Here is a 23,563-nt window from a genome sequence, read left to right on the forward strand (position 1 = left end):
CACCCCAGCGTCGCCCGAGGCGGACCGCGACGCTGGGGTGCGGGGCGGGTGGTCATCGCCACCCGGGCCGGTACGGGGCTGGCGTGGGCGGTGATGGCGCTGGCGCCCGCGGTGGTGCCCGCTGGCGGCGGCAGTGGTCCGTGGGCCGGTGGAGCGGCCTGGGGCCTCTTCACCGCGGGTCAGCTGTTGCTCGGGTCGTGCATGGGCGCCTCGAACGCGAACGAGATGAGCTACCGGCAGACGGTGACCCCCGACCGGCTGCAAGGGCGGATGAACACCACGATGCGTTCCGTCAACCGGGCCGCGATCGTGGTGGCCGCACCGCTGGGCGGTCTGCTCGGTGACGCGGCCGGCTACCCCGTCGCGTTGGTCGTCGCTGCCGGCGTGGTCATCGCGACGGCAGGCGTCATGATGACCTCGAAGCTGCGCGGTGCGCGGCTGGACGACCGCCACGCGGTGACGGATCCCACCTGAGCGCGGCCGACGGTCGTGCGGATCCGCCCAGGGCGGTGAACTCGGACGACGGGACGCCTGAGGCAGGCTTGGGGGACACTTCGCAGTTGGTGACCACGGGACGCGCCCGCAACGCGGGATGACCGTGAGGTCGTCGGGCCACCTGCGCTCGAACCAGCTGCAGCGCGGGAGCTGGCGGAAGGCGCTGGCTGACGGCACCACCCAACACGTCTCGTCACGTCATGTCGTGGCCGGCGACGGCGTCGGCGGCGGTCAATGCCTGGCGGCCCAGTGGTTGAAGGCCGATCTCGGTGCAGTGCAACCCGCTCGCCACCCGCTCGATGACTCCCCATTCCCAGATGGCCGTGGGGTCCAGGCCGCTGCGAGCCGCGAGCCGCCGGGCACGCTGGTGCGGATCGCCGTGCAGCAGCTCGACAGGGTCGCCGCGCATGATCGTCCCGAGGTCGCATTCGGGCTCGGCCAGCAGACCGTCGGGATCGACGAGCTTGAACTGGGCGCCGGCCTGGAGGGCGTTGAGCTGGTGCACGTCACCGTGGACCAGCACGGCCCGCTCGTCGTCGTGGCCCGCCGCGCGCCGCCGAGCGCAGCTGAGCGCGTACTCGATCGCCCGCAGTGAACACGGACGGTCGAGGTCCTCCCACGACGTGGTGACCAGTGCAGCAAGCTGTCGGGCCCGATCGGCACCGGTCGGGAGTCCACACCCCGCCGCCGGACGCCACACCCGTGCCGCGGTATCGCACAGGATGTCGTGGCGTCGAGCGGTCGGCAGGCCCAGCTCGAACAGCGGTGGACCCAACCGCTCCAGGAGCAGGGCACCCACTTCAGGATCGTCGCGGAGCAGGGCAACGGTTCCCTGCCCGTCGGCCAGGCGCAACGCGGTGATCTCGTGGCGCGTCCCGCCACCTCTCAGGGGCATGAGGACCTTGAGCACGACGGGTCGCCCAGCGACCGTCGTCGCCTCCGCCACGTAGGCTTCGGTGGCCCCGGTCAGCGGGTGGGCGACGGTGATGTCCCACTGGCGTTCGAGGTGTGCCAAGAGCCGTGGAAGCTCATCGAGCCAGCGTTCGGCGCCGGCGGCGACCGCGTGGTCGTGGAGCACCTGCGAGATGATCACCTGACGCTTGCCCTCCCGCCTGTCGACGGCTCGCCCGCGGCCGTCTGCTGCCACCGCCTGGTGCTGTGGGCGACTTCGTGCGGTGGTCGGTGCCAGCGCGAAAGCATAGGTCGAACCTGGCGACACCTGCAGATGACGGTCTTCGCGTCGCGTGGACATCGTCAGACCGTGACGTCATCGACACCGGCTGGACGTGCACGGGCGGGTACCTGTGGTGGCGGCGCTGGTCGGCGCCGCACTACCTGCTGCAGGGCTTCTGGCTGGAAGATCAGGAACTGACCAGCGACTTCGTCAGCTCCGGTGACGAGCTGACCTCGATGCTGGATGGCTTCGAGCGGGGCGTGTTCGTCTTCGCAGGTGAGCAGTGGCAGGTTCAGCGGATGGATGAGGATGCATCGCACGCCTTCCGGGACCGGCACGGCTTTGAGGTTCTGCCGCGTTGATCTTCCGTCAGCGGCATGAGGTCGCTGGCGGCCGTGGTGCGCCCGTAGGGCGCCCGCAAGGCGCCATGAGCGTGCCCAGCGCGAATCGCGGGATGACCGTGAGGTCCCTGGTGCTCGGAGACCCTCCGGGAGATGCTGCGGGGATGGCTGAGCAGACGGGCGTCAAGGCGCGGGTGCGGCACGAGCAGGACCGCTCGTACACCGTGCTGGTTCTCGGCCCCGCCGGGGAGGCGGAAGTCGGGACGACCACTGAGACCGGTCAGCTGCGCCGGCTGGCCGTGGAGGGTGCGGCCCGGCTGCTGAGCGTGCCGCTGGAGCAGGTCGTGGTGGAGCTGGTGGTGCCGCGCCCGCCCTGTGGACGCGATGGGCAGCTGGTGCGCATCACCAGCCGGGACGTGCCCGAGGACCACGGAGCGCTGGGGCAGGCGCACTGGTTCGGGGCGGAGGGGGCCTGGTTCGTCACCGTTGTCGGCAGCGGCACGGGCATCGTGCCGACGGAGGGGCTGGACTTCGCGCCGCAGGTGGGGGACCTCGAGCTCGCTGAGCTCACGGCTTACCTGGAGCGGGCGGGTCGGAAGGACTGAAGGCCTCACCGTCTGCGGGATGACCGAGCGGTGCGTCATGCCCTCAGCAAGGCGAGCCGCACGGGGCTCGAGGCGTCGGGGCGCGGTGAGCTGAGGCGGCTCAGCTGGTGGTGACGGCCACGCCCCACTGTGAGGGGCCGTCGTGGGCTTCGGTGACTGAGAACGTGGCGGTGCCGGTGGTGGGGACGAGGTCCCCGACGCGGTGTCCTTGCCCGTCGCAGTCGACAGTGACCGCGGTGCCAGCCAGGTCCAGTCCCAGGCTTCCGCCGCCGGTGCAGGCGGCGAAGGCCCCGTAGGTGGTGCCGGCGGTGAGGGGACCGATCGTGACGTCCGAGCTCTGCCAGCCTTCGGCGCCGGAAGCGATGAGAGGTCCTGCTCCGTCGGCTTCAGCGGCGTCGAAGGCGACGTCCCATGCCTTCGCCGCGTCGGTGGGGGCGGGTTGATCGCTGGAGCAGGCGCTGAGGGTGCTCACCGTCGGCTGGGCTGAGCAAAGTCCAGCCTCGTCGGGTGAGCGGTCCCATGGAGGAAGACTGGTGACGCTGATCAGGTGCAGGGCTGCTTTCGTCGTGTCGGTGCACACCAGCGGGGTCGGCTGGCGGCCTCGTCACGCGGGCGTCGTCAACGACCGTGGCCGCGCCCGGGAGGGCGGGATGACCGTGCGGTGTCCGATTTGTCCCTCAGCGGCGGGGAGTGCATCCCGCCCGCGACACACCCTCGTACTGACACGTCACACGCACCCTTCTCGCTACCGTCCGGCCCATGCCTGGACCTGCGGTGCTGCAGCCCTACGACCCTGCCTGGCCCGCACGCGCAGCACAGCTGCTCGCCGCGGTCGAGTACGCGATCAAGCCTTTGGGCGTGGGGCAGTCCTTCGAGCACATCGGCTCCACCTCGGTACCCGGTCTGATGGCCAAGGCCTACATCGACCTCCAGGTCGTCGTCAGCGAGCTGCCTCGACCTGAGCTGCTGGACCAGGCGTTGGCCCCTGCCGGCTTCGTCCCCACCACGGGATCTCGTCCGGACTCCCCGGGGGTCTACCGCGACATCCCGCGCGGCTCCGAGCAGGTGCCCGATGAGGTGTGGCGCAAGCGGCTCTTCGTCCACGACATCGACGGTTCGGAAGCCACAATCCTGCACATCCGGCTCAGTGCCTCGCCGTGGGGGCGGTATGCCGTCTGGTTCCGCGACTGGCTGCGCGCCCACCCCCAGGCCCGTGATCGCTACGCCTCGTTCAAAGCCGGCGTGGCCGCTGAGCACGCCGGTGATCCCGACTACGACGACTACACCCGCGCCAAGACGGCGTTCTTCGATGAGGTGCAGGAGCAGTTCGAAGCCTGGGGGCGCAGCCACTAGCGATCGCGACATCCTCGAGCGCTGACCGGGGCAGCGCGCGGCGCGGGATGACCGTGAGGTCTCCTGACAAGATCGACAGGTGACCTGGAAGCCGCCGATGCACGAGAGACCCCAGCGCGATGAACGCGTCGAGGCATGTCGCGACCGCGGAGCTCACCTGCAGCACGCTGACGGGCGGCGGGCAGTGCTGTACTGCCGCGTCGACACCGTCTGGACGTGCACGGGCGGGCACCTGTGGTGGCGGCGCTGGTCAGCCCCGCGCTACCGCCTCGAAGGGCTCTGGTTGGAGGACGACGACCTGGTCAGCGACTTCGTCATCGATGGGCAGGAGCTGGTGGCGACTCTCGATGACTTCGACCAGGGTGTCTTCGCCTTCGTGGGCGAGCGGTGGCAGGTGCAGTGGATGGACGATGACGCCTCTCGCGCCTTCCGTGAGAGGCAGGACATCGATGTCTACCAACCGTGACCCTCACGCGCAGATCGCGGGATGACCGTGAAGTCCTCCTGACCACGACCCTCGACGATCTTTAGGGTGCTTCCGTGCGAGGGACTCCCCGATCGCTGAGCTGCCTGCTCGCCGGCGCCGCCTTCGGCGCCCTCGATTCCGTGGTCAACCATGTCTCTTCCATCACTGACCCTGCCGCGCTTACCACCGGTCAGCAGGTGGCGCGCTTCCTCAGCTACCTGCTCAACGCGGGGTGGGCGTGGGCGGCGTTGGCGGTGCTAGCTGGCTGGTGGGTCCGGACGTGGTTGCTGGGCGCGGCTGCGGGGTGGGTGAGCGTGTCGGGTGCGGTGCTGGCCTACTACGTCACCGACGCCCGGGTGCGCGGTGAGTCGTTCTCCTCCTACGGCGGGGAGGTGCTGCTGTGGCTGGCGGCGTGCGTGCTGCTGTGCGCGCCGCTGGGGCTGGCCGGGGCGTGCACCAGGCGCCGGGATGTGTGGGGGCTGGTGGCCGGGCTCGTCGTGCCGGTCGGGGCGGGGGTGATCGTGTACCCGGAGGCGGTGTGGGCGCGGTGGACAGTGTGGGTCGTGGCCGCGGTGGGCGCGGTCCTGTCGGTGCGGCGTTGGTGGGATCGCCGGAGCCGTAGCGCTTCGGCTGACGTCGGCGCCCCGTCTTGACGACGCGGTGCGTGGGATGACGAGCGGTCCGATCCTGGTGAAGAGGTCAAGGCCGGTTCAGCGCTGCCCCAGCAGGCTGAGCAGCACCAGTGGTGTGCACAGCACCGCCTGCGGAACCGCGACCAGCAGCACGCTGACACGCACGGCGGCGCGTCGCCGCGCAGCGATGACGGCCGTCACCGTCACCGGGGCGCACACGGCGACAGCGGCCATCGCCAACAGGGCGGCAGCGGACACCGCGCCGGGGTCGAAGACCGGCCACATTACGGCCGAGAAGAAGACCGGCATGGCGACCACTAGCGAGCCGCCACCGATGCCGGCGGCCAACAGCGAAGCTTTGGCGTTGTGCGCCGGGTCCAGGCGGCGGTTGGTCACGTCGTCAGGATGCCGTCGCCAACAGGATGTGTGCATCGCTTTCGACAACCTGCGAAAGGGCCGGACATCGTCATGTGCGCGACGTCACCGGCCGCTCCTCACCACGCACAACGCGGGATGACCGCGCCTCCGGCGGTGCTGGTCCTCGTCGCACAGCCGCAATCTCCAACGCGGCGGTGGAGGGCAGCGCCGCAGGCTGACGCCGTGGGTGGTTCTTCGTGTCGCAGTAGACACGACCTCCGATGTGATGAACCCGGCGCGGCCAAGGCCGGCACGGGATGCTGAGGTCATGTCGACGAGCGATCTGACGGCCAGCCCCTCGGGGTCTCCGTCTCCTGGGGCGAAGCGGACAGCCGAGACCGGTGACGGGTTCGGGACTGGTGCGCAGCGCTGGTGGCTCGGCACGCGGTCGCGGGCATCGGGGTGGGGTTGGTGCTGGCGGTGGGGTTGACGATCTGGACCCGTGACGCGGACTGGTTGGGGCTGTGGTTGCTGATCTGCCTGCCCGCGGGTGCGTCGGTGGGTGCGGTCACCGCCGCGCTGGCGCTGGTCGTGCCGCAGCGGGTGGCGCCGGGCCTGGCGCTGGTGGGGGTGCTGGCTACGGCGGCCCTGTTCTGGTTGACGCTGCGTCCGCAGCCGCCGTACGACCTGGTCGCGGTGGACGCCACCGTCCAGGTCGCGGCGGCCGGTGGCGCGGTCGGGGTGGCGCAGCGCGTCGCGGAGGAGGTCGAACGCGCTGGTGGTGCGGGTGACTTGCGCAGCAGCCCTAGGTGGGAGGCGGTGGCGGACGGGGTCTCGAGCGGGTTCATCGACTCCCGTCCGGCGTCGAGCTTCACCGACGTGGCGGACCTGCCGACCTCGGTGGTCACGGGCGAGCGGGTGCGGTTGATGACGGTGCGGGTACGTGGGGCGGAGTCGGTGTGCGTGGTGGTGGAGGCGAGCACGGCTGAGGTGGTGTCGGGTGGGTCGTGCGAGGACCTCGACCTGGCGCGGTAGAGAACCGACCTTCGGCCACCTGGTCCCCGCGGGGAAGACGTCGGCGTCTGACGCTGGCGACCACGCACAACGCGGGATGACCGTGACGTCGATCCCGGTGCTCAGTGCGCTTCCACCTCGTCGGGTAGCTTCGGTAGCTCGATCTGATCAAGAGGGGCGGTGCGCGTGAGTCGACGACGCTGGGGACTGGTGACCGTGGCCGCGGTCTTCACGGTGGGTGGGTGCGGTGCCCCGTCGTTCGAGGAGATGGTGCCCGCCCTGGCGCAGCCGCAGACCGAGCAGGATCAACTGCCGACGGGTGAGGGCGACGGGAACATCGACGTCGTCGAGGCCGAGTCGACGAGGTACTTGGGCGGCACGCAGGTGGCGAAGTACTGGGTGGGGCTCGATGGCGAGGAGATCTGCCTGGTGCAGTCTCTGCGCGGGACCGAGACCGTGGGGGTCTCTTGCGCGGATGCTGAGGTGTTCGGGGAGTCCGGGGTCTGGGTGCGCACGAGCTCTGCTGAGGTGTCGGCCACGGGGCTGCTGGTTCCGGAGAGGTTCGACTTGGCTGATGTTGCGGTGGATGAGGATTGGGTGCGCGTGAGCGACAACCTGGCGGCTCCGGCGGAGGAGGGGGAGGCGCAGGCCTCGTCTGGGTGATGCCCCAGCCGTGGCCGGCTGTGCGGCGCGGGTGTCGAGGAGCGTTGCGTGCGGGGAGGACCTTGCGCTGAGCGGGATGACCGTGCGATCGGCGCGCAGCCATGGGCGCGTTCGTCCGAGCTGGTCTGACTCCTGGTCAGTCGAGGTAGCCGGTCTCGGGGTTGATCTCGGCCGGGAAGCTGGCGATGGAGCGCCTCATGTCGGCTTCGGTGATGGAGATGCCGTTGGAGGTCTGCAAACTGAAGCCGTAGCCCGGGTTCGGCCCGGAGATCCAGTCGAAGTCGTAGCAGCCCGCAGTGCCAGGTCGCTCCTTGACCAGCCAGTCGTGCCCGTCAACCTTCACGCTCCAGGAAGCCACGGTGATCATGTTGGCACCTCGATCCGTCGGCGCTCAGTCGCTGGTGGCGACGCGTGTCAGACGTTGACGATCTTCCGTCTTTCGTCATGTTTGGGCGGTCGATGGCTCTATGGTTCGCGCGTGAGTGGGCCGGGTCCACCTGGGCGGCGTACGTCAGACCCAGGCACGTCGAGAGGCTCCCGCCGTCACTGCACCTCCGCCGTCATCTCGCTCTACTGATGACGATCATGTCGACCAGGGTGTCGATGAGGTTGTCGGCGGTGGTGTTCCACGTGTCGGCGGCGAGGTGGCCGCTGCGTTCCATGTCCGCTGTGCCGTAGGCGCTGGCCAGCAGGAGGGCCCCGTAGTGCCCGGCCTTCTGCTCGCCCACGAGGGTAGCGACGATGGCCAGGAACTCGTCCCGATAACGCTCGGCCGCTTCCCGGATTGGCGCCAGGTCGCCTGACGAGGGGTTGCACATCATCTGGTGCAGGTGCGGCCGGTCCCGGCCCAGCTCGACGATCGCCCGGAGGGCGCCGTGCAGCTTGTCCGCATCGGGCAGGGCGGGGTCGCGGCGCAGGGCGTGGATCCGGTGCCCGAGGCGCTGCCAGCCTTCCGCCGCCACGGCGCTCAGGAGGCTGGCCTTGTCGGCGAAGTGCCGGTAGGGCGCTCCTCGGCTCACGCCGGCCCGTGCCCCCACCTCGCGCAGGGTCACCACGTCCACGCCGCCTTCGTCGAGGAGTTCGCCTGCGGCGTCGAGCAGGGCGCGGCGGGTGGCGGCGGCGGACTCGGCACGGCTGACCATGACCACGATCATACAGTTGACATTGTCACCTGAGTCCGCAATCATCTTGAGGTGACAACGTCAACTGGTAAGGGGTCCATCGTCGTCGTCACCGGAGCCTCCACGGGCATCGGCGCCTCCACCGCCCGCGCCTTGTCCCGCCACGGCTTTCACGTCCTCGCCGGTGTACGCCGCGCGGGCGACGGCGACACCCTCCGAGCGAACGGCATCGAGCCGGTCATCCTCGACATCACCGAGCCCACCCAGGTGCAGGCCCTCGCCGCGCGGATCGCGGCCGACCCGCGTCCGCTGCACGCGCTCGTCAACAACGCCGGCATCCAGGTGAACGGTCCTGTCGAGACCCTGCCCATGGCGCAGTGGCGGCGGGTCTTCGACGTCAACCTCTTCGGCCACGTCGCCATCACCCAGACCCTGCTGCCCGCCCTGCTGCGCAGTGAGGGACGGGTGATCAACATCAGCTCCATCGGCGGCAAGCTGGCCATGCCCACCTACGGCGCCTACGCCGGGGCGAAGTTCGCTCTGGAAGCCGTCAGCGACGCCCTGCGCCGAGAGGTTTCCCCGCTGGGCGTGGAGGTGGTCGTGATCCAGCCCGGTGGAGTCCGCACGCAGATGGCGGCGCGCGGGGTCGCCACGGCCAACCACCTGGCCGCCCAGATGACTTCAGATCAGGAGACGCGTTACGGCGGCCTGGTCCAGGCGGTCAACTCGCTGATGGACTCCGGTACCGCCTCGGGCGTCACGTCTGAGCTCGCTGCCCGGGTTATCGTGAAAGCCGTCATGACGCCCAGGCCGCGTACGCGCTACACCGTCGGGCGCGACGCCGCGCTGCTCATCCGCCTGGCCCGCGTGCTTCCCGACCGCGCCCTGGACCACCTCAGCGCTAGGAGCCTTCGCTCCCACCACCCGAGGACGCCGACCGTGGGAGTGCTGTCGCGTCTGCGCGTCGGCGTCAGTTCGTGAACACACGGCCATCGACAGATGAGCGAAGTCGCCAGCGACAGCACGCACAGCGCGGGATGACCGTGACGTCGTGCGCAGCCTGTCAGGAGCAGACGCTGTAGGTTCAACGTCCGCGACGGTCCCGCACCGGACGGCGGTCACCGTCCTCGAAGCAGCTGATCTCGATGTCGGGAAGCTCGTTCTGCAGGGCGTAGGCCAGGCGCAGACCTTCCTCGAGCCACGCTGCTTTCGCCTCCTCCCTGCCGAACCGAGGTTTCGTCAACGGAGGACGGTTGTAGCGCTCGTTCCAGGCTTGCAGTCGGCGGGTGAGGGTGGGGCTGACGCCAAGGTCATCGAGCACGACCGGGCCCACGTGATCGACATCGCTGTCCCAGACGGGATCGTCGTCCATGTACTCCGCCATGACGCGCAGGGCGCGGGGGCGGTAGGCCTCCTCCACGCTGTGATCATGGCACGGCGGCCCGGCTGCTCCCAGATCAGTTCCCCGCCCCGAAAGCGGGATGACCGTGAGGTCGTCTGAAGCGGAGGGGCTGTGCAGCAAGGCTCGATCACCGGTTGACCCGTGTCGTCCCTGCCAGGGTGAGGACATGCAGGTCGTGTCGAAGCGGAGGGCTTGATTGTGGGGCTGATCAATGCTGTCTGTCCGGGGCTGGTGGCTCTGGGGGTCCTGGGACTGCCGGTGCTGGCGGCTGTTCGTTGGCGCTGCTGGAGCCTGTGGGCGGTGGGGCTGTACCTGCTCAGCGTGGTGCTGCTGGTGGTGTGGACGGCGAAGAGCGTGGTGATCGCGGACAGCAGCTACGACAACCCTCCGGCGTGGCCGGCTCTGCCGTAGATGTTGGCTGCGGTCGTTGCCGCGGGGGTCACCGTCGCGGTGCTCCAGACGCGTCGGGGACGGGGGCGGACGTCCTGGCCAGCGGGATGACCGTGAGGTCTGGTCATCGGGCGGTAGCGTTCACAGGACGAGGCTCGAGAAGGGGAACGGTCGTGGTCGACAGCACCCAGGGTGAGAAGTGGCGCACTGCGTCTGAAGGCGCGCTACCGATCGTGCGTGCCTTCGCCCTCGTTCAGGCATCGCGAAACGCGTACGCCGACGCCGCTGACCTGAGCAGAGCTCGGGGCTTGCCGCGGCGACCTGGCGGATGCGTGAACGGCGGGATGACCGTGAAGTCAGGCGTGTCGAGGCGTTGGGGAGCTCCACCTCTGGGGAACTCCACCTCTGGGGAGGTCCGAGGAGCCCCTGAGCTCGACGAGCATTCACCACGGGAAAGGAGGACCAGGGCGGTCGCCAGTCCTAGGCTGGGTCCATGACGGCTGTGAAGCAGGTGCAGGTGACCTTCGACTGCACGGATCCACGAACCGTCGCTGCGTTCTGGAAGGCTGCGCTCGGCTACGTCGACCCTCCGGTCCCACCGGGGCACGACTCCTGGCACGCCCTCGACGCTTCGCTCCCCGCCGAGCAGCAAGGGGCGGCGTGGGCCTGTGAGGACCCGGACGGGGCCGGCCCGCGCCTGTTCTTCCAGCGGGTGCCTGAGGGCAAGACGGTGAAGAACAGGCTCCACCTCGACGTGCGAGTCGCGACGGGACTGACGGGCGATGAGCGCGTCGCTGCGCTGGAGGCGGAGGCCGCCCGGCTGGTGCCGCTCGGCGCCCGACGCCTGCACCTGCTGCCCGCCGACGAGCAGAACGAGGCGTGCCTCGTCATGCAGGACGTCGAGGGCAACGAGTTCTGCCTGGACTAGTTCGGCAGGCGTCTCGGGTCAGGAGCAGTCGGTGGACGCTCCGCGGTCCTCGCCGTGGGCGAGGGCCCGACGGCTGCTCCAGCGGGTGGAGCCGAGCGGTGTGATGGGCCAGGAACTGGTACGGACAGCGACGCGCGACCGCGGTCATCGTCAGGATCGCGACGTCCTCGGCAGCTCAAGACCGCGCACGACGCGAGATGATCGGGCGTCCTGCGGGACGGGGATCGCGACCCCGTTCGCTCGTGAGGTGGCACTGTGAGCTCGTCGGGAGCGTCTGCTCCTGCTTCGAGGCCTGGAGGCGCCGTGTTCCGCACCCTGACTCCCGATGACGTCGCCGGTGTCATCGACCTGGTGGTCGCCGCCGGCATGTTCACCCCCGAGGACTCCGGGTTCCTCACCGAGGCCCTGGCGGGGACCTTGGCCCAGACGCCGGCCCGGATGTCAGACGCTGATGGCGTCGGGGCGACCTGCTGGGTGCAGGACGCCCCGGACGGGGCGGGCCTGGCCTCGGTGGTGTGGTGCCGCCCGGAGGAGGCAGCCGAGCGGGCTTTCGACCTCACCATGATCGCTGTGCGTCCGGACCTGCAGGGGGCAGGACGTGGGCGGGTGCTGGTGCGCCACGTCGAGCAGGTCCTGCGGGGCGCCGGTCAGCGGATGCTGTTGGTGCGGACCTCAGCAACCGCGCGGTACGCGGGCAGCCGCGCCTTCTACCGGTCCCTGGGGTACACCGAGCACCCACCGGTGGCGGACTACTGGACCGAAGGCGATGACCTGATCCTGTTCACCGCCAAGCTGTGAGCAGCTGACCGACAGTCCGGACATCGCCATGGACGTGACGTCGCCTCACGTCATCCGGCCGGGGTGCCCGGGGGCTAGGCGCTGACGGTGGTGTCGCGCCCGCTCTGCTTGCCGCGGTACAGCGCCCCGTCCGCACGTGCCAGCACGGCAGCGGCGCTGTCGCCCGGGTGCCACTGCGCCAGGCCGATGGTGGCGCTCTGCGCGTGCGGGACCGCGGCGCGGATGCGTTCGGCGACCTCACGGGCCTGCTGCACGGTGGAACCGGGCAGGGCCAGCGCGAACTCCTCCCCGCCCCAGCGCGACAGGGTGTCGCCGCCGCGCAGCTGCGCGCTCGCGGCGGCGGCGAACTCGCGCAGCAGGTCGTCACCGGCCGGGTGCCCGTAGGCGTCGTTGTAGGCCTTGAAGTGGTCCAGGTCGATCAGCGCGAACGTCAGCGGCGCCCCGGTGCGCCGTGCGCGCTCGACCTCGGCGCCGGCCACCTGCTCCCACTGCCGGCGGTTGCCCACGCCGGTCAGCGCGTCGCGCTCGGAGGCTTCGCGCAGCCGGGCCAGCAGCTCGGCGCGCTCGATGACGTGCGCGGCCTGCGCGGCCAGGGTGTGCAGCATCGAGCTCAGCGTGGCGTCCAGCTGCGCCACGCGCCGGCGCCAGATGACGCCGAGCACACCGACGGCTGAGCCGTCGGGCAGCAGCACCGGCTGCCACACCCCCGAGACGGTGCCGGAGAGCTCGCTCAGCTCGGCGGCGGCTTCGGGGTGGGCGCCGACGTCGGCGACGAAGACCTGACGGGCGCTGTGGAAGGTGCTCAGCGGCAGGGCGCCGCTGGCCTGGTCGAGGTTCAGGTCCAGGCGCAGCCGCGTGTGCTCGTCGAAGCCGACGGCGGCGGTGGCCACCAGCTGCCCGGCCCCGCCCGCTGGTGCGCCCGCTGCTGCGTCGGGTTGCACGAGGTAGGCGGCATCGGCGCCCGCGAGCTCGCGCGCGGAGGTGCAGATGGCCGTGCGCGGGTCCTCGGCGGTGCTCAGGGCCTGGGCGGCGCGTGCCAGGGCGGTCAGCTGCTGCGCGCGGTGCTGCTCACGGGCCACCAGCGCCTGCGCCTGGGCGCGCTGTGCCTCGGCCTCGGCGGCCAGTCGGGCGTTGACGACGGCGTGGCGGTGCCGTTCGAGGAGCGCGACCACGACGGCGGCGAGGTCTTCGAGACGGGCCAGCTGCTCGGCGCTGAGTCGGCGCGGTGCGCTGTCCAGGGTGCACAGGGTGCCCAGCGCGTGCCCGTCGGGGCTGAGGAGCGGGATGGAGGTGTACGAGCGGATCGCGCCGGCTCGCCCGTCGACCCACGGGTGCTCGGCGTAGCGGGGGTGGGTGCGCAGGTCGGGCACGTGCACGCTCCGGCCGGCGGTGAAGTGCGTCGCGCACAGCGACTCCTGCCGGGTGATGGTGGCGCGGGCGGCGCCGGCGACGCTGATGGAGTGCTGGGTGTGCTCGGCGATGAGGTTGACCGTTGCGACGGGCACCCCGGCCACGGCAGCGGCCAGGCGGGTGACGGCGTCCATCTGCTCGTCGACGGGCTCGTCGACCCGTGCCTCGAGGTCGTCGCCGGCGGAGTCGTCGAGGCGGTGCTCGGGCAGGTGGTCGAGCAGGTGGTAGCCGTGCAGCGCGGCCACGCGCCGCGCCTCGGCCTGCTGCTCGACGTCGTCCACCGTGGCCAGTATCGACCAGCGCCCGGTCCTCCTTGACCGCCAGGGCCAGCAGGACCGGCGAGCTGCGTCCGGCGCGGGCGGGGTGCCGGTCGACCTGCACGTCGCAGCCCTCGCACGCCCGCGACCGCGGCGCACCGACGGACCGGGGGACGGACCGGGAGCAGGAGCGGCGGCGGAGGGGGTTCGACCACGCGACCGGGTGGTCGAGTGCGCTTCAGCGGGCCCCGGGACCTGCCGAGCACCCCTGCGTGCCCGAGCGCCCACCACGTCCGCACCTGCGACGTCCACGCCCAGGCCGTCCGCAGCCACGACGTGCTCGCGTGCGGTCGGCCGCCTCGCTGCAGCGCAGCCTGCTGACGCTGGTGAGCGTGCCGGTGATCGGGCTGCTGGCCGTCACCGGCGTGGTGGTCGAGCAGCGCCGGGACGTGGCCGCCGACGCCGACGCCGCCGCGGCCCAGGTGCGCGCCGCGGTCCTGCTGGATGCCGTGCGCGGCTCCGTCACCCAGGAAGTGGTGCCGGTGATGGCCGGCGCCGTGCTCGCCGACCCCGCCGTCGCGCGGTCGGTGGGCGTCGACCTCAGCGCCGTCCCCACCCTGGCCGGCCCGGCCGTCGCCGGGCAGCTGCGCAGCGTGCAGCGCGCCACCGACGACGCGGTGGCCGCCACCTCCGGCAGCGCCGCCGCCGCCCAGGCCCGCGACTCCGCCGACCGGGTGGCCCGGCTGCGCTCCCGGGCCGCGGCGGGCGGCGACGTCGCCGCCGTCTTCGCCGGCTACCGCCGGCTGGTGGACGAGCTGACCGGGCAGGTCGACGCGCACCTGGACGCCGCGCGCGATCAGGACCTGGACGGCTCCGCCGCCCGCGCGGTCGGGGACCTCGGCCGCGCGCAGCGGGCCTCCACCTTCGCCAGCCTGCAGGTGCCGCTGTACCTGGGCTCGATCTCCACCGACCCGGCCCAGCAGGCGGGTGCCCGCGCGCTCTTCCTGCAGGCCTGGGGCGGCTACCGCGCCACCGATGCCGAGCTGAACGCCCACGCCGGCGCGTTCGCGCGGCAGGCGTGGGCACGCGCCACCGGCAGCGACGGCGCCCGCCAGGTCGACGCCGCCGTCGACGCCGCGGCCACCACCGGCGCGCAGCTGTCGCCGCCGCAGTTCCTCACCCTGACCACCGCCAACACCAGCCGCGACGCCGCGCTGCGCCAGGCGGTGCAGGCCGTCGGTGAGCAGGCGGTGCGGGCCAGCGCCCGCCCGGCCCGGCAGGCGGCCGCGGACCTGCGCCACCTGCTGCTGGCCGCCGGCGCCCTGCTGGCGCTGACGGGCGCGGTGACGGGTGCGGTGCACCGCTTCATCGCGCGCCCGCTGCGCCGGCTGGCCGTGCAGGCGGAGGCGGTGCGCGACGGCGAGCTGGACGACCAGCGCCTGGAGCTGGCCGAGGGCGGCCCCCGCGAGGTGCGCACCCTCGCGCGCGGCCTGGCGGCCACCGTGGCCGGCCTGCGCCGGGTGCGCGAGCAGGCGCAGGCCGTCGCCGACGGCGACACCACCTCCGAGGTGGTGCGCACCCCGCTGGCCGGTTCGCTGGGCGCGGTGGTGCACGCCTCCATCACCCAGATGATCGGCGCCATCCACGAGCGCGAACGCCTGCAGGTCAGCCTGGCCCACCAGGCCTCCCACGACGCGCTGACGCAGCTGCCCAACCGCGCGCAGGCGCTGGTGCTCGTCGAGGCCGCCCTGCACCGGGCGCGGCGCACGGGGCAGAGCATCGGGCTGCTGTTCGTGGACCTGGACCACTTCAAGGCCGTCAACGACTCCTTCGGCCACGGCGCGGGCGACGAGCTGCTGCGGGTGGTGGCCGCGCGGATGCAGGCCACCGTGCGCGGCGGGGACGCGGTCTGCCGCCTGGGCGGGGACGAGTTCGTCGTCCTGGTCGAACCCGCCGAGGACCACCACCAGCTGATCGAGCTGGGCCGGCGGCTGATCGCCGCGCTCTCCGAGCCCGTCCCGCTCGGCGGGCGCCCCGGCGATCGGGTGGCCCGCATCGGCGCCAGCATCGGCGTGGCCGTCAGCGCACCCACCAGCACGCCCGACCGGCTGCTGCGGGAGGCCGACGCGGCCGCCTACCGCGCCAAGGGCGGCGGCCGGGGCCTGGTGGAGGTCTTCGACGAGGCGCTGCGCCAGGAGCTGGCCCGCCAGGGCGAGACCGAGCAGGCGCTGCGCCAGGCGCTGAGCGGTGGTGAGCTGCTGCTGCACTACCAGCCGGTGCTGGACCTGGTGAGCGGGCGCACCGAGGGCGTGGAGGCGCTGATCCGCTGGCAGCGTCCCGGCCACGGCCTGGTCCCGCCCGACGAGTTCATCCCCGTCGCGGAGCGCTCGGACCTGATCTGCGACCTCGGCCGCTGGGCGCTGCACACGGCGCTGGCCCAGCTCGCCGCGTGGGACAGCGGCACCGGCACCGACGCCGACGACGGCGGCACCGGCGGGAGCGCCGGCCTGGCCGGGTTGGGGGTGGCGGTGAACATCTCCGGGCGCCACCTGGGCGCGCGTTACCTGCTCGACGACGTCGCCGACGCGCTGGCCGCCTCACGCATCGACCCGGCCCGGTTGACGCTGGAGATCACCGAGACGGTGCTGGTGGACCAGCCGATCGCCATCGAGCAGCTGCGCTCGCTGCGCGAGCTGGGCGTGCGCATCGCCATCGACGACTTCGGCACCGGGTACACCTCCATCGGGCAGCTGCCCCAGCTGCCGGTGGACATCCTCAAGATCGACCGCAGTTTCGTCGCCTCACCCGGTGAGGGGCACGCGGAACTGGTGCGCCTGGTCATCAGCGCCGCGCACAGCTTCTCGCTGGGGGTGGTCGCCGAGGGCGTGGAGCAGGACGCGCAGCTGCAGTCGCTGATCGCCGCCTCGTGCGACAGCGGGCAGGGGTTCTTGTTCGCCCGTCCCTCGGCGGCCGGGGACCTCGCGCTGCCGGCGCCGTGCCCGGCGCCCAGCCGGGTGCGCCGGTGAGCTCAGCACGTGGTGGCGCACGTGCCAGGATGCGATCGTGACCACACGCGCCGGCCGGCGGTTGACGATCGCGGACGTCGCTCGGGCCGCCGGGGTCTCCACCGGCGCGGTGTCCTACGCCCTCAACGGCAAGCCCGGGGTGTCCGAGGCCACGCGAGCGCGGGTCATCCAGGTCGCCGGCGAGCTGGGGTGGCGCCCGCACAGCGCCGCCCGCTCCCTGTCGGTGGCCCGCACCGGCACCGTGGGGCTGGTCCTGGCGCGACCGGCGAGCACCCTGGGCGACGAGTCGTTCTACATGCAGCTCATCACCGGGATCGAAGCCGAGCTGGCCCAGCAGGGCACGGGGTTGCTGCTGCAGATGGTGCCCAGCGAGGACGCCTGCGTGGAGGTCTACCGGCGGTGGGTCGCGCAGGGGCGTGTGGACGGGGTCCTGGTCAGCGACATCGTGCACGACGACCCGCGTCCGGCCTTCCTGCGCGAGGCCGGTCTGCCTGCGGTCGCCATGGGGGGCGACGCGGCCCTGGGCCTGCCCAGGGTGGTCGGTGACGACGAGCGGGCGGTGCAGCAGGTGGTGGCGCACCTGGCCGAGCTCGGTCACCGCCACGTCGCCCGGGTCTCCGGCCTGCCGGGTCTGCTGCACGTGCGCCTGCGCGACGAGGCGTTCACCGCGGCAGCCCGCTCGGCCGGGCTGCACCCGCAGCTGGTGTCGACGGACTTCACCGCCCGGGCCAGCAGGCGGGCCACCGAGCGCCTGCTGCAGCGCCGCGTGCGCCCGACGGCGGTGGTCTACGACAACGACGTCATGGCCGTCGCGGGTCTGGCGGTGGTCCAGGCGCACGGGTTGCGGGTACCGCAGGAGGTCGCGCTGGTCGCCTGGGACGACTCGGCCCTGTGCTCGCTGGTGCACCCGCGCCTGACCGCGGTGGCGCGCGACATCCGCGGGTTGGGCGCGCTGGCGGCGCGACGGCTGCTGAGGCTCCTGGCCGAGGGGGACAGCGGCGCGGACGCCGGGGCCGGCGCCGGCGACGAGGCGGAGGCGCAGGTGGCGGCCGCGGCCGACGTACCGGCACCGGCGTCGCGACTCGTGGTGCGCGAGAGCACGTCCGCGTCGCCTCCCGAGACCCGGTGACGTCGACCACCGACGCCGACCACCGACCTCGACCACCCGCCCCGACCGCTGACGTCGTCCCGCGCCGGCGCCGTTGACATTAAGCGCTTAATGCGCGACGGTGGCGCTGCCAGCGGGTGGTGATGAAGGCCACCCCGCAGCCCGTCGAAGGAGACGACCGTGCGCCGACGCACCCTCGGCACCGCCCTGCTGGCGGCCGCCGCACTGACGACCACCACCCTGACCTCCTGCTCCAGCGGCGAGGGCTCCGGCGACTCGGGGGGCGAGGCCCAGACCCTCACCTACTGGGCCAGCAACCAGGGCACCAGCCTGGACAACGACAAGGAGATCCTCACCCCCGAGCTGGAGAAGTTCACCCAGCAGACGGGCATCGAGGTCGAGCTCGAGGTGATCCCCTGGGACAGCCTGCTCAACCGCATCCTGTCCGCGACCACCTCCGGCGAGGCGCCGGACGTGCTCAACATCGGCAACACCTGGTCGGCCTCGCTGCAGGCCACGGGCGCGTTCCTGCCCTTCGAGGACGAGCAGTACGAGGCGATCGGCGGCAAGGACAAGTTCCTGCAGTCCTCGCTCAGCTCCACCGGCGCCGAGGGCGAGCCGCCGACCTCGGTCCCGCTGTACGGCCTGGCGTACGGGCTGTTCTACAACAAGCAGATGTTCGCCGACGCGGGCGTGCAGCCGCCGACCACCTGGGCGCAGCTCGTGGACGCCGCGAAGAGGCTGACCGACCCCGCGACCGGCACCTACGGCATGACGGTGGCCGGGGCCAGCTACACCGAGAACGCCCACTTCGCGTTCATGTTCGGCAAGCAGAACGGCGCCGAGTTCTTCGACGACTCCGGTGAGCCGACGTTCACCGAGGAGGGCAACGTCGCCGGCCTCAAGCAGTACCTGGACCTCATGGCCTCCGACCAGGTCGTCAGCCCGTCCGCGGCCGAGCACCCCACGACCAACGACATGATCGGCGACTTCACCTCAGGCAAGGCCGCCATGTTCATGGGGCAGAACAACTCCGCCGCCACCATCGAGTCCAACGGCATGACGGGCGAGCAGTACGGCGTCATCCCCATCCCGATCCTGGACCCGCTGCCCAGCGGCGGTCAGCGCGTCAACAGCCACGTCGCGGGCATCAACATGAGCGTCTTCGCCGACTCCGACAACACCGAGGGCGCGCTGCAGCTCGTCGAGTTCATGACGAACAAGGAGGAGCAGGTCGTCCTCAACCAGAAGTTCGGCTCGCTGCCGGTCACCGAGGAGGCCTCGAGCGACCCGGCGTTCCAGACGGAGAACCTGAAGATCTTCAACAGCGTCCTCGCGGACACCGCCGCCGCCCTGCCGATGATCCCGAACGAGAGCCAGTTCGAGACCACCGTCGGGCAGGCCATGCAGGACCTCTTCGGCCGCATCGCGACCGGCCAGAGCGTCGGCGAGGCGGAGATCACCGAGGCCCTCGAGGGCGCCCAGGAGCAGATGGCCAGCGGGGCGTAACCGATGGCCACCACCACGTCGACCCCCGGGGTGGTCGCCGGCCGGCGGCCACCCCGGCGGCCGCGCAGCGTCCTGGCGCCGCGCTGGCTGCCGTACGCGCTGCTGGCGCCGGCGCTGCTGTTCGAGCTGCTGGTGCACATCGTCCCGATGGTCACCGGCATCTACATCAGCACCCTGAAGCTCAACCAGTTCTTCGTGCGCCGCTGGCTGGAGGCCCCCAGCGCGGGGATCGACAACTTCTCGGTCGCGCTGAACTTCGACGGCGCCATCGGCTCCTCCCTGCTGCGCTCCTTCGGCGTCACCTTCGCCTTCACGGTCGCCACGCTCGCCTTCTCCTGGGCGCTGGGCATGTTCGCCGCCGTGCTGTTGCAGCGCGACTTCCGCGGGCGGGCACTGCTGCGCACCCTGTTCCTCATCCCCTACGCGCTGCCCGTCTACGCCGGGGTCATCACCTGGAAGTTCATGCTCGGGCGCGACAACGGCATGGTCAACGCCCTGCTGGGCGACCTGGGCATCACCGACGGCGACACCTTCTGGCTGCTGGGCGGCAACGCCTTCGCCTCCACCGTCGTGGTGGCCGTCTGGCGGCTGTGGCCGTTCGCCTTCCTCACCCTCATGGCGGGCCTGCAGTCGATCCCCAACGACGTCTACGAGGCCGCGGCCGTCGACGGGGCCGGGCTGTGGCAGCAGTTCCGCAGCTTCACGCTGCCCATGCTGCGCCCGGTCAACCAGGTGCTGCTGCTCGTGCTCTTCCTGTGGAGCTTCAACGACTTCAACGTGCCCTACATCCTCTTCGGGCAGTCGGTGCCCGCCTCCGCGGACCTCATCTCGATCCACGTCTACCAGTCCTCCTTCATCACCTGGAACTTCGGCGTGGGCTCGGCGATGAGCGTGCTGCTGCTGCTGGTGCTGCTCGTGATCACCGCGGTCTACCTGCCGCTGACCAACAGGAGGCTGCGCGATGCGTGATCCGCTGTCCTTCCGCGTGCTGCGCGTCGTCGGCCTGAGCCTGCTCTCGCTGTTCGTGCTCGCGCCGATCTACGTCATGGTGTCCAGCTCGCTGAAGCCGCTGGGCGACGTCCAGGGCGAGTTCACCTGGATCCCCTCCACGCTGACGGTCCAGCCCTTCGTCGACATCTGGTCGACGATCCCGCTGGCGCGCTACTTCGCCAACAGCCTCGTCATCTCGCTGCTGGCGACGCTGTGCTCGGTCGTGCTGGCGATCTCCGCGGCCTACGCGATCAGCCGCTACCGCTTCCGCGGCCGCAGCGCCTTCCGGGTCACGGTCCTGTCGACGCAGATGTTCCCCGGCATCCTCTTCCTGCTGCCGCTGTACCTGATCTTCGTCAACCTCGGCCAGCTCACCGGCTTCGCCCTGCAGGGCAGCCGGGTGGCGCTGGTCATCACCTACCTGACGTTCTCGCTGCCGTTCGCGATCTGGATGCTCGTCGGCTACTTCGACTCCATCCCGCGCGAGCTCGACGAGGCCGCGCACGTGGACGGCGCCGGGCCGGTCGGCGCGCTGGTGCGGGTCATCCTGCCCAGCGCGGCCCCGGGCATCGCCGCGGTGTCGATCTACTCGTTCATGACCGCCTGGGGCGAGACGCTCTTCGCCTCCGTCATGACGAACTCGACATCGCGCACGCTGGCGATCGGGCTGCGCGAGTACTCCACGCAGACCAACGTGTACTGGAACGAGGTGATGGCGGCCTCGCTCGTGGTCAGCGTGCCCGTCGTCGCGGGCTTCCTGCTGCTGCAGCGCTACCTCGTGCAGGGCCTCACCGCCGGCGCGGTGAAGTAGTCGCTCGCCCGGCGACGTCGACGAGCCCGCGAAGGACCGCCGGGCCTCCCGGCGGCCGCGTCCACCAGCCCACGAACCACCCGGAGCCCGCCATGCGCCGTCCGCACTCCGTCCTGTCCGTCAACGGCACCCCCGCGACGTGGCTGGGGGTCAACTTCTGGTCGCGGTCGGGCGGGCCGCGGATGTGGACGCACTACGACCGCGACCTCGTCCGCGACGAGCTGCGCGTGCTGCACGAGCACGGGCTGCGCCAGACCCGCTCCTTCTCCTACTGGCCCGACTTCGTGCCCGAACCCGGCGTGCTGGCCGAGGAGCCGATCGCGCACTACCTGGACTTCCTGCAGGCCCACCTCGAGGTCGGCATGACGACGATCCCGACCTTCCTCGTCGGGCACATGTCGGGTGAGAACTGGGACCCCTCCTGGCGCGGGGACCGCGACCTGTACACCGACGTGTGGCTGGTGGCGCAGCAGTCGTGGTTCATCACCGAGATGACCCGCCGCACGCACGCGCACCCGGCCGTGGCCGGCTGGCTGATCAGCAACGAGATGCCGATCTACGGCCGGCGCCACGACCAGGCGCCGGCCAGGACCGAGGACGTCACCGCGTGGGCGCAGCTGGTCGTCTCGGCGGTGCGCGCCGGCGGCGGCAGCCAGCCGGTGTCCATCGGCGACGGCGCCTGGGGCATCGAGGTGACGGGTCGGGACAACGGCTTCTCGGTGCGCGAGCTGGGCCGGCTGAGCGACTTCACCGGCCCGCACGTGTACGCGATGGAGAACGACCCCCTGCGCCAGCACCTCAACGCCGCCTTCGTGTGCGAGCTCGCCGCCGTCACCGCGCTCCCGGTCGTGCTGGAGGAGTTCGGCCTCACCGACGAGTTCGCCTCCGCGCACAGCCAGGCCACTTACTACCGCCAGACCCTGCACACGAGCCTGCTGGCCGGCGCGACCGGGTGGATCGCGTGGAACAACACCGACTACGACGGGTTGGCCCACCAGGCGCCGTACTCCCACCACCCGTTCGAGATGCACTTCGGCGTCACCGACGCGAACGGCGCCCCCAAGCCGGCGCTGCGGGAGCTGGCGGACTTCTCCCGCGTGCTGGCCGACGTGGATATCACCCGCACCCGCCGCGTGGACACCGACGCCGCCCTGGTCGTCACCTCCTTCCTGGAGCGGCACCACCCCTTCACCCGGCCGGCCGACTCCGCACTGGCGTTCCGCGCGCTGCGCCAGGCCTACGTCGCGGCCCGCGAGGCCGACCTGCCGCTGGCCTTCACCCGGGAGGCCGACGGCCTCGACCAGAGCGCGGCGCTGTACGTGCTGCCCTCCGTGCGCCAGCTGCTCGCGCCGACCTGGACGCTGCTGCGCGAGCGCGCCGAGGCCGGGGCGACGGTGTACGCATCGGTGTGCGCAGGTGACGAGCCCGTGCAGCGCGGCCCCTGGGTCCCGCACCTGGGAAAGCTGTTCGGGGTGGAGCACCAGCTGGTGTACGGGCTGGCCGAGCCCGTCGAGGACGACGTCGTGCAGATCCGGGTCGTGCGCGACTTCGGGTCCCTGCGTGCCGGGGAGGTGCTCCTCGCCCCCGCGGCCGGCACCGCCGACTCCCGCACGTACCTGCCCGTGGTGCCCGCCGGCGCCGACGTCGTCGCCACCGACGCCCACGGCCGCCCGCTGCTGCTGGAGCACCGGGTGGGTGCCGGGCGCATGGTCCTGTGCACCTACCCGCTGGAGAACATGGCCGCCTGCTCCCCGCGGGTCAACCCCGAGCCGACGTGGCGCATCTACGACGCGCTCGCCTCGGTCGCCGGCGCCCGTCGGCAGGTGACCGTGGCCGACCCGCTGGTCTGGTGCGACGTGCTCGAGCGGGAGGACGGCACCCGCTTCGCGTGGTTCCTCAGCCAGCACCCGGACGAGGTGGTCGTCGACGTCGAGGTGGGTGGACGGCTGCTGGATCGAGGCACCGGGGCGGACCTGCAGGGCAAGGTGCGCCTGGCGCCGTACGGCGTGCTCGTCAGCGTGCTCACCGACTGACCCCGTACCCCGCCGGATCCCCGTCGTGCCGGTGGCCGCGGGAACCGCGCGGATCGGGTGTCAGCCGGTCCGCTCGGCCAGGGAGACGATGATGCCCTCCGGTCCGCGCACGTACGCCATCCGCCAGGTCCCCTCGTACTCACCCACCCCGCCGATCAGGCCGTAGCCGTCCGCGGCCAGCTGCTGCAGGAGCGCGTCGAGGTCGTCGACCTCGAAGGCCACGTTGCGCAGCCCCAGCTCGGTGGCCATCGCCCCGGGTGATCCCGGCTGGTGCCGGGGCTGCTCGAAGGTGGACAGCTCCAGCAGGGTGGCGCCGTCGGGGGCGGCGAGCATGAGGATGCGGGTGCGGGAGTCGGGGATGCCGATGACGGTGTCCAGGAAGTCGCCTTCGACGACCACGGGGCCGGCCTTCACCTGCAGGCCCAGGCCGACGAAGAAGGCGCCCACCTGTTCCAGGTCGGCGACGGTGATGCCGACGTGGTCGAAGCGGCGGATCGATGGCATGGGGATCTCCTCCAGAGCTGCTGTGCACTCACTCGCTCACTCACTGCCTCACCGGCGGTGGCGCCCGGTGACGGGCCGTCCGCCGTCGTGACCGGTGGACCGGCGACAGGGCGGGAAGTCATCGGCACGAGGGCTGCTCAGCCGATGCCGATCACCCGCGCAGCGCCGAGTCCCGG

Annotated in this window: 26 protein-coding genes; 18 read left to right on the forward strand and 8 right to left on the reverse strand. The window is 71.7% G+C overall.

Annotated elements, in window-relative coordinates; genetic code table 11:
- The first annotated feature begins 48 nt into the window (after positions 1-48).
- Complete coding sequence (locus tag GTQ99_RS04740; RefSeq protein WP_166614592.1) at positions 49-474, forward strand: MFS transporter; 426 nt, start codon at positions 49-51, stop codon at positions 472-474.
- A 214-nt stretch (positions 475-688) separates the two neighbouring features.
- Here GTQ99_RS04740 and GTQ99_RS04745 read toward each other — a convergent pair whose 3' ends face one another.
- Positions 689-1,588: an aminoglycoside phosphotransferase family protein gene (locus tag GTQ99_RS04745; protein WP_205706797.1), complete on the reverse strand. Its 900-nt coding sequence runs from the start codon at positions 1,586-1,588 to the stop codon at positions 689-691.
- 65 nt (positions 1,589-1,653) lie between these two features.
- Between GTQ99_RS04745 and GTQ99_RS04750 the strand changes: the two genes are divergently transcribed.
- Positions 1,654-2,031 (forward strand): hypothetical protein, encoded by a 378-nt coding sequence (locus tag GTQ99_RS04750; RefSeq protein WP_166614591.1) that lies wholly within the window; start codon positions 1,654-1,656, stop codon positions 2,029-2,031.
- Positions 2,032-2,174: 143 nt separating this feature from the next.
- On the forward strand, positions 2,175-2,615 hold the full coding sequence (locus tag GTQ99_RS04755; RefSeq protein ID WP_166614594.1) for a hypothetical protein: 441 nt from the start codon (positions 2,175-2,177) through the stop codon (positions 2,613-2,615).
- Positions 2,616-2,715: 100 nt separating this feature from the next.
- Here GTQ99_RS04755 and GTQ99_RS04760 read toward each other — a convergent pair whose 3' ends face one another.
- Positions 2,716-3,087: a hypothetical protein gene (locus tag GTQ99_RS04760; protein ID WP_166614595.1), complete on the reverse strand. Its 372-nt coding sequence runs from the start codon at positions 3,085-3,087 to the stop codon at positions 2,716-2,718.
- 302 nt (positions 3,088-3,389) lie between these two features.
- On the opposite strand from GTQ99_RS04760, the gene GTQ99_RS04765 reads away from it, so the two are divergent.
- The 3 genes from GTQ99_RS04765 to GTQ99_RS04775 all read left to right on the forward strand — a co-directional run bounded on the left by GTQ99_RS04765 (position 3,390) and on the right by GTQ99_RS04775 (position 5,087).
- Complete coding sequence (locus tag GTQ99_RS04765; RefSeq protein ID WP_338074729.1) at positions 3,390-3,968, forward strand: GrpB family protein; 579 nt, start codon at positions 3,390-3,392, stop codon at positions 3,966-3,968.
- A gap of 79 nt (positions 3,969-4,047) precedes the next feature.
- Positions 4,048-4,434 carry a hypothetical protein gene (locus GTQ99_RS04770; protein ID WP_166614597.1) on the forward strand — a complete coding sequence of 129 codons (387 nt, stop codon included), beginning with the start codon at positions 4,048-4,050 and terminating at the stop codon, positions 4,432-4,434.
- Between the two features lie 74 nt (positions 4,435-4,508).
- Positions 4,509-5,087, forward strand: a complete 579-nt coding sequence (locus GTQ99_RS04775; protein WP_166614598.1) for a hypothetical protein — start codon at positions 4,509-4,511, stop codon at positions 5,085-5,087.
- Positions 5,088-5,144: 57 nt separating this feature from the next.
- Here the strand turns inward: GTQ99_RS04775 and GTQ99_RS04780 are convergent, their stop codons facing one another.
- Complete coding sequence (locus GTQ99_RS04780; protein ID WP_166614599.1) at positions 5,145-5,462, reverse strand: hypothetical protein; 318 nt, start codon at positions 5,460-5,462, stop codon at positions 5,145-5,147.
- 393 nt (positions 5,463-5,855) lie between these two features.
- Here GTQ99_RS04780 and GTQ99_RS04785 point away from each other — a divergent pair, with 393 nt between their 5' ends.
- Both GTQ99_RS04785 and GTQ99_RS04790 read left to right on the forward strand, forming a co-directional pair.
- Positions 5,856-6,458, forward strand: a complete 603-nt coding sequence (locus GTQ99_RS04785) for a hypothetical protein (protein ID WP_166614600.1) — start codon at positions 5,856-5,858, stop codon at positions 6,456-6,458.
- A 189-nt stretch (positions 6,459-6,647) separates the two neighbouring features.
- Positions 6,648-7,100 carry a hypothetical protein gene (locus GTQ99_RS04790; RefSeq protein ID WP_166614601.1) on the forward strand — a complete coding sequence of 151 codons (453 nt, stop codon included), beginning with the start codon at positions 6,648-6,650 and terminating at the stop codon, positions 7,098-7,100.
- A gap of 136 nt (positions 7,101-7,236) precedes the next feature.
- Here GTQ99_RS04790 and GTQ99_RS04795 read toward each other — a convergent pair whose 3' ends face one another.
- The gene (locus GTQ99_RS04795; protein WP_166614602.1) at positions 7,237-7,443 is read right to left on the reverse strand and encodes a hypothetical protein; all 207 of its coding nucleotides are present in this window, start codon (positions 7,441-7,443) and stop codon (positions 7,237-7,239) included.
- 217 nt (positions 7,444-7,660) lie between these two features.
- Positions 7,661-8,242, reverse strand: coding sequence for a TetR/AcrR family transcriptional regulator (locus tag GTQ99_RS04800; RefSeq protein WP_166614603.1), 582 nt, complete (start codon positions 8,240-8,242; stop codon positions 7,661-7,663).
- A 51-nt stretch (positions 8,243-8,293) separates the two neighbouring features.
- On the opposite strand from GTQ99_RS04800, the gene GTQ99_RS04805 reads away from it, so the two are divergent.
- On the forward strand, positions 8,294-9,202 hold the full coding sequence (locus GTQ99_RS04805; protein ID WP_166614604.1) for an SDR family NAD(P)-dependent oxidoreductase: 909 nt from the start codon (positions 8,294-8,296) through the stop codon (positions 9,200-9,202).
- 103 nt (positions 9,203-9,305) lie between these two features.
- Here the strand turns inward: GTQ99_RS04805 and GTQ99_RS04810 are convergent, their stop codons facing one another.
- Positions 9,306-9,641, reverse strand: coding sequence for a hypothetical protein (locus tag GTQ99_RS04810; RefSeq protein WP_166614605.1), 336 nt, complete (start codon positions 9,639-9,641; stop codon positions 9,306-9,308).
- A gap of 180 nt (positions 9,642-9,821) precedes the next feature.
- Between GTQ99_RS04810 and GTQ99_RS04815 the strand changes: the two genes are divergently transcribed.
- The 3 genes from GTQ99_RS04815 to GTQ99_RS04825 all read left to right on the forward strand — a co-directional run bounded on the left by GTQ99_RS04815 (position 9,822) and on the right by GTQ99_RS04825 (position 11,739).
- Entirely contained in the window at positions 9,822-10,034 is a 213-nt protein-coding gene (locus tag GTQ99_RS04815; protein ID WP_166614606.1) for a hypothetical protein, read from the forward strand.
- Positions 10,035-10,506: 472 nt separating this feature from the next.
- Positions 10,507-10,941 (forward strand): VOC family protein, encoded by a 435-nt coding sequence (locus tag GTQ99_RS04820; protein WP_166614607.1) that lies wholly within the window; start codon positions 10,507-10,509, stop codon positions 10,939-10,941.
- A 303-nt stretch (positions 10,942-11,244) separates the two neighbouring features.
- Entirely contained in the window at positions 11,245-11,739 is a 495-nt protein-coding gene (locus GTQ99_RS04825) for a GNAT family N-acetyltransferase (RefSeq protein WP_166614608.1), read from the forward strand.
- 74 nt (positions 11,740-11,813) lie between these two features.
- On the opposite strand, the gene GTQ99_RS04830 is transcribed toward GTQ99_RS04825, so the two are convergent.
- The gene (locus GTQ99_RS04830; protein WP_166614609.1) at positions 11,814-13,430 is read right to left on the reverse strand and encodes a diguanylate cyclase; all 1,617 of its coding nucleotides are present in this window, start codon (positions 13,428-13,430) and stop codon (positions 11,814-11,816) included.
- Positions 13,431-13,750: 320 nt separating this feature from the next.
- Between GTQ99_RS04830 and GTQ99_RS25910 the strand changes: the two genes are divergently transcribed.
- From GTQ99_RS25910 to GTQ99_RS04860, 6 genes are all read left to right on the forward strand, one after another.
- Complete coding sequence (locus GTQ99_RS25910) at positions 13,751-16,432, forward strand: EAL domain-containing protein (RefSeq protein WP_166614610.1); 2,682 nt, start codon at positions 13,751-13,753, stop codon at positions 16,430-16,432.
- A gap of 37 nt (positions 16,433-16,469) precedes the next feature.
- Positions 16,470-17,561 carry a substrate-binding domain-containing protein gene (locus tag GTQ99_RS04840; RefSeq protein WP_166614611.1) on the forward strand — a complete coding sequence of 364 codons (1,092 nt, stop codon included), beginning with the start codon at positions 16,470-16,472 and terminating at the stop codon, positions 17,559-17,561.
- 159 nt (positions 17,562-17,720) lie between these two features.
- Positions 17,721-19,049, forward strand: coding sequence for an extracellular solute-binding protein (locus GTQ99_RS04845; RefSeq protein WP_166614612.1), 1,329 nt, complete (start codon positions 17,721-17,723; stop codon positions 19,047-19,049).
- Between the two features lie 3 nt (positions 19,050-19,052).
- Complete coding sequence (locus GTQ99_RS04850) at positions 19,053-20,018, forward strand: carbohydrate ABC transporter permease (protein ID WP_166614613.1); 966 nt, start codon at positions 19,053-19,055, stop codon at positions 20,016-20,018.
- A complete protein-coding gene (locus tag GTQ99_RS04855) occupies positions 20,011-20,850 on the forward strand; it encodes a carbohydrate ABC transporter permease (protein ID WP_166614614.1) in 840 nt (279 codons plus the stop codon). The genes GTQ99_RS04850 and GTQ99_RS04855 overlap by 8 nt, the downstream gene beginning before the upstream one ends.
- 92 nt (positions 20,851-20,942) lie before the next feature.
- On the forward strand, positions 20,943-22,883 hold the full coding sequence (locus GTQ99_RS04860) for a glycoside hydrolase 5 family protein (protein WP_166614615.1): 1,941 nt from the start codon (positions 20,943-20,945) through the stop codon (positions 22,881-22,883).
- A 60-nt stretch (positions 22,884-22,943) separates the two neighbouring features.
- Here the strand turns inward: GTQ99_RS04860 and GTQ99_RS04865 are convergent, their stop codons facing one another.
- Positions 22,944-23,387, reverse strand: a complete 444-nt coding sequence (locus GTQ99_RS04865) for a VOC family protein (RefSeq protein WP_166614616.1) — start codon at positions 23,385-23,387, stop codon at positions 22,944-22,946.
- Positions 23,388-23,563 lie beyond the last annotated feature (176 nt).

It is taken from the genome of Kineococcus vitellinus, from assembly GCF_009906315.1.
Taxonomy (GTDB): Bacteria; Actinomycetota; Actinomycetes; order Actinomycetales; family Kineococcaceae; genus Kineococcus; species Kineococcus vitellinus.

What these genes read in the sequence shown, in the direction of transcription:
- GTQ99_RS04755 (WP_166614594.1), top strand. Translation starts at nt 2,175, where the DNA reads ATGGCTGAGCAGACGGGCGTCAAGGCGCGGGTGCGGCACGAGCAGGAC.
- GTQ99_RS04800 (WP_166614603.1), bottom strand. Translation starts at nt 8,242, where the DNA reads ATGGTCAGCCGTGCCGAGTCCGCCGCCGCCACCCGCCGCGCCCTGCTC.
- GTQ99_RS04820 (WP_166614607.1), top strand. Translation starts at nt 10,507, where the DNA reads ATGACGGCTGTGAAGCAGGTGCAGGTGACCTTCGACTGCACGGATCCA.
- GTQ99_RS04850 (WP_166614613.1), top strand. Translation starts at nt 19,053, where the DNA reads ATGGCCACCACCACGTCGACCCCCGGGGTGGTCGCCGGCCGGCGGCCA.
- GTQ99_RS04855 (WP_166614614.1), top strand. Translation starts at nt 20,011, where the DNA reads ATGCGTGATCCGCTGTCCTTCCGCGTGCTGCGCGTCGTCGGCCTGAGC.
- GTQ99_RS04860 (WP_166614615.1), top strand. Translation starts at nt 20,943, where the DNA reads ATGCGCCGTCCGCACTCCGTCCTGTCCGTCAACGGCACCCCCGCGACG.
- GTQ99_RS04865 (WP_166614616.1), bottom strand. Translation starts at nt 23,387, where the DNA reads ATGCCATCGATCCGCCGCTTCGACCACGTCGGCATCACCGTCGCCGAC.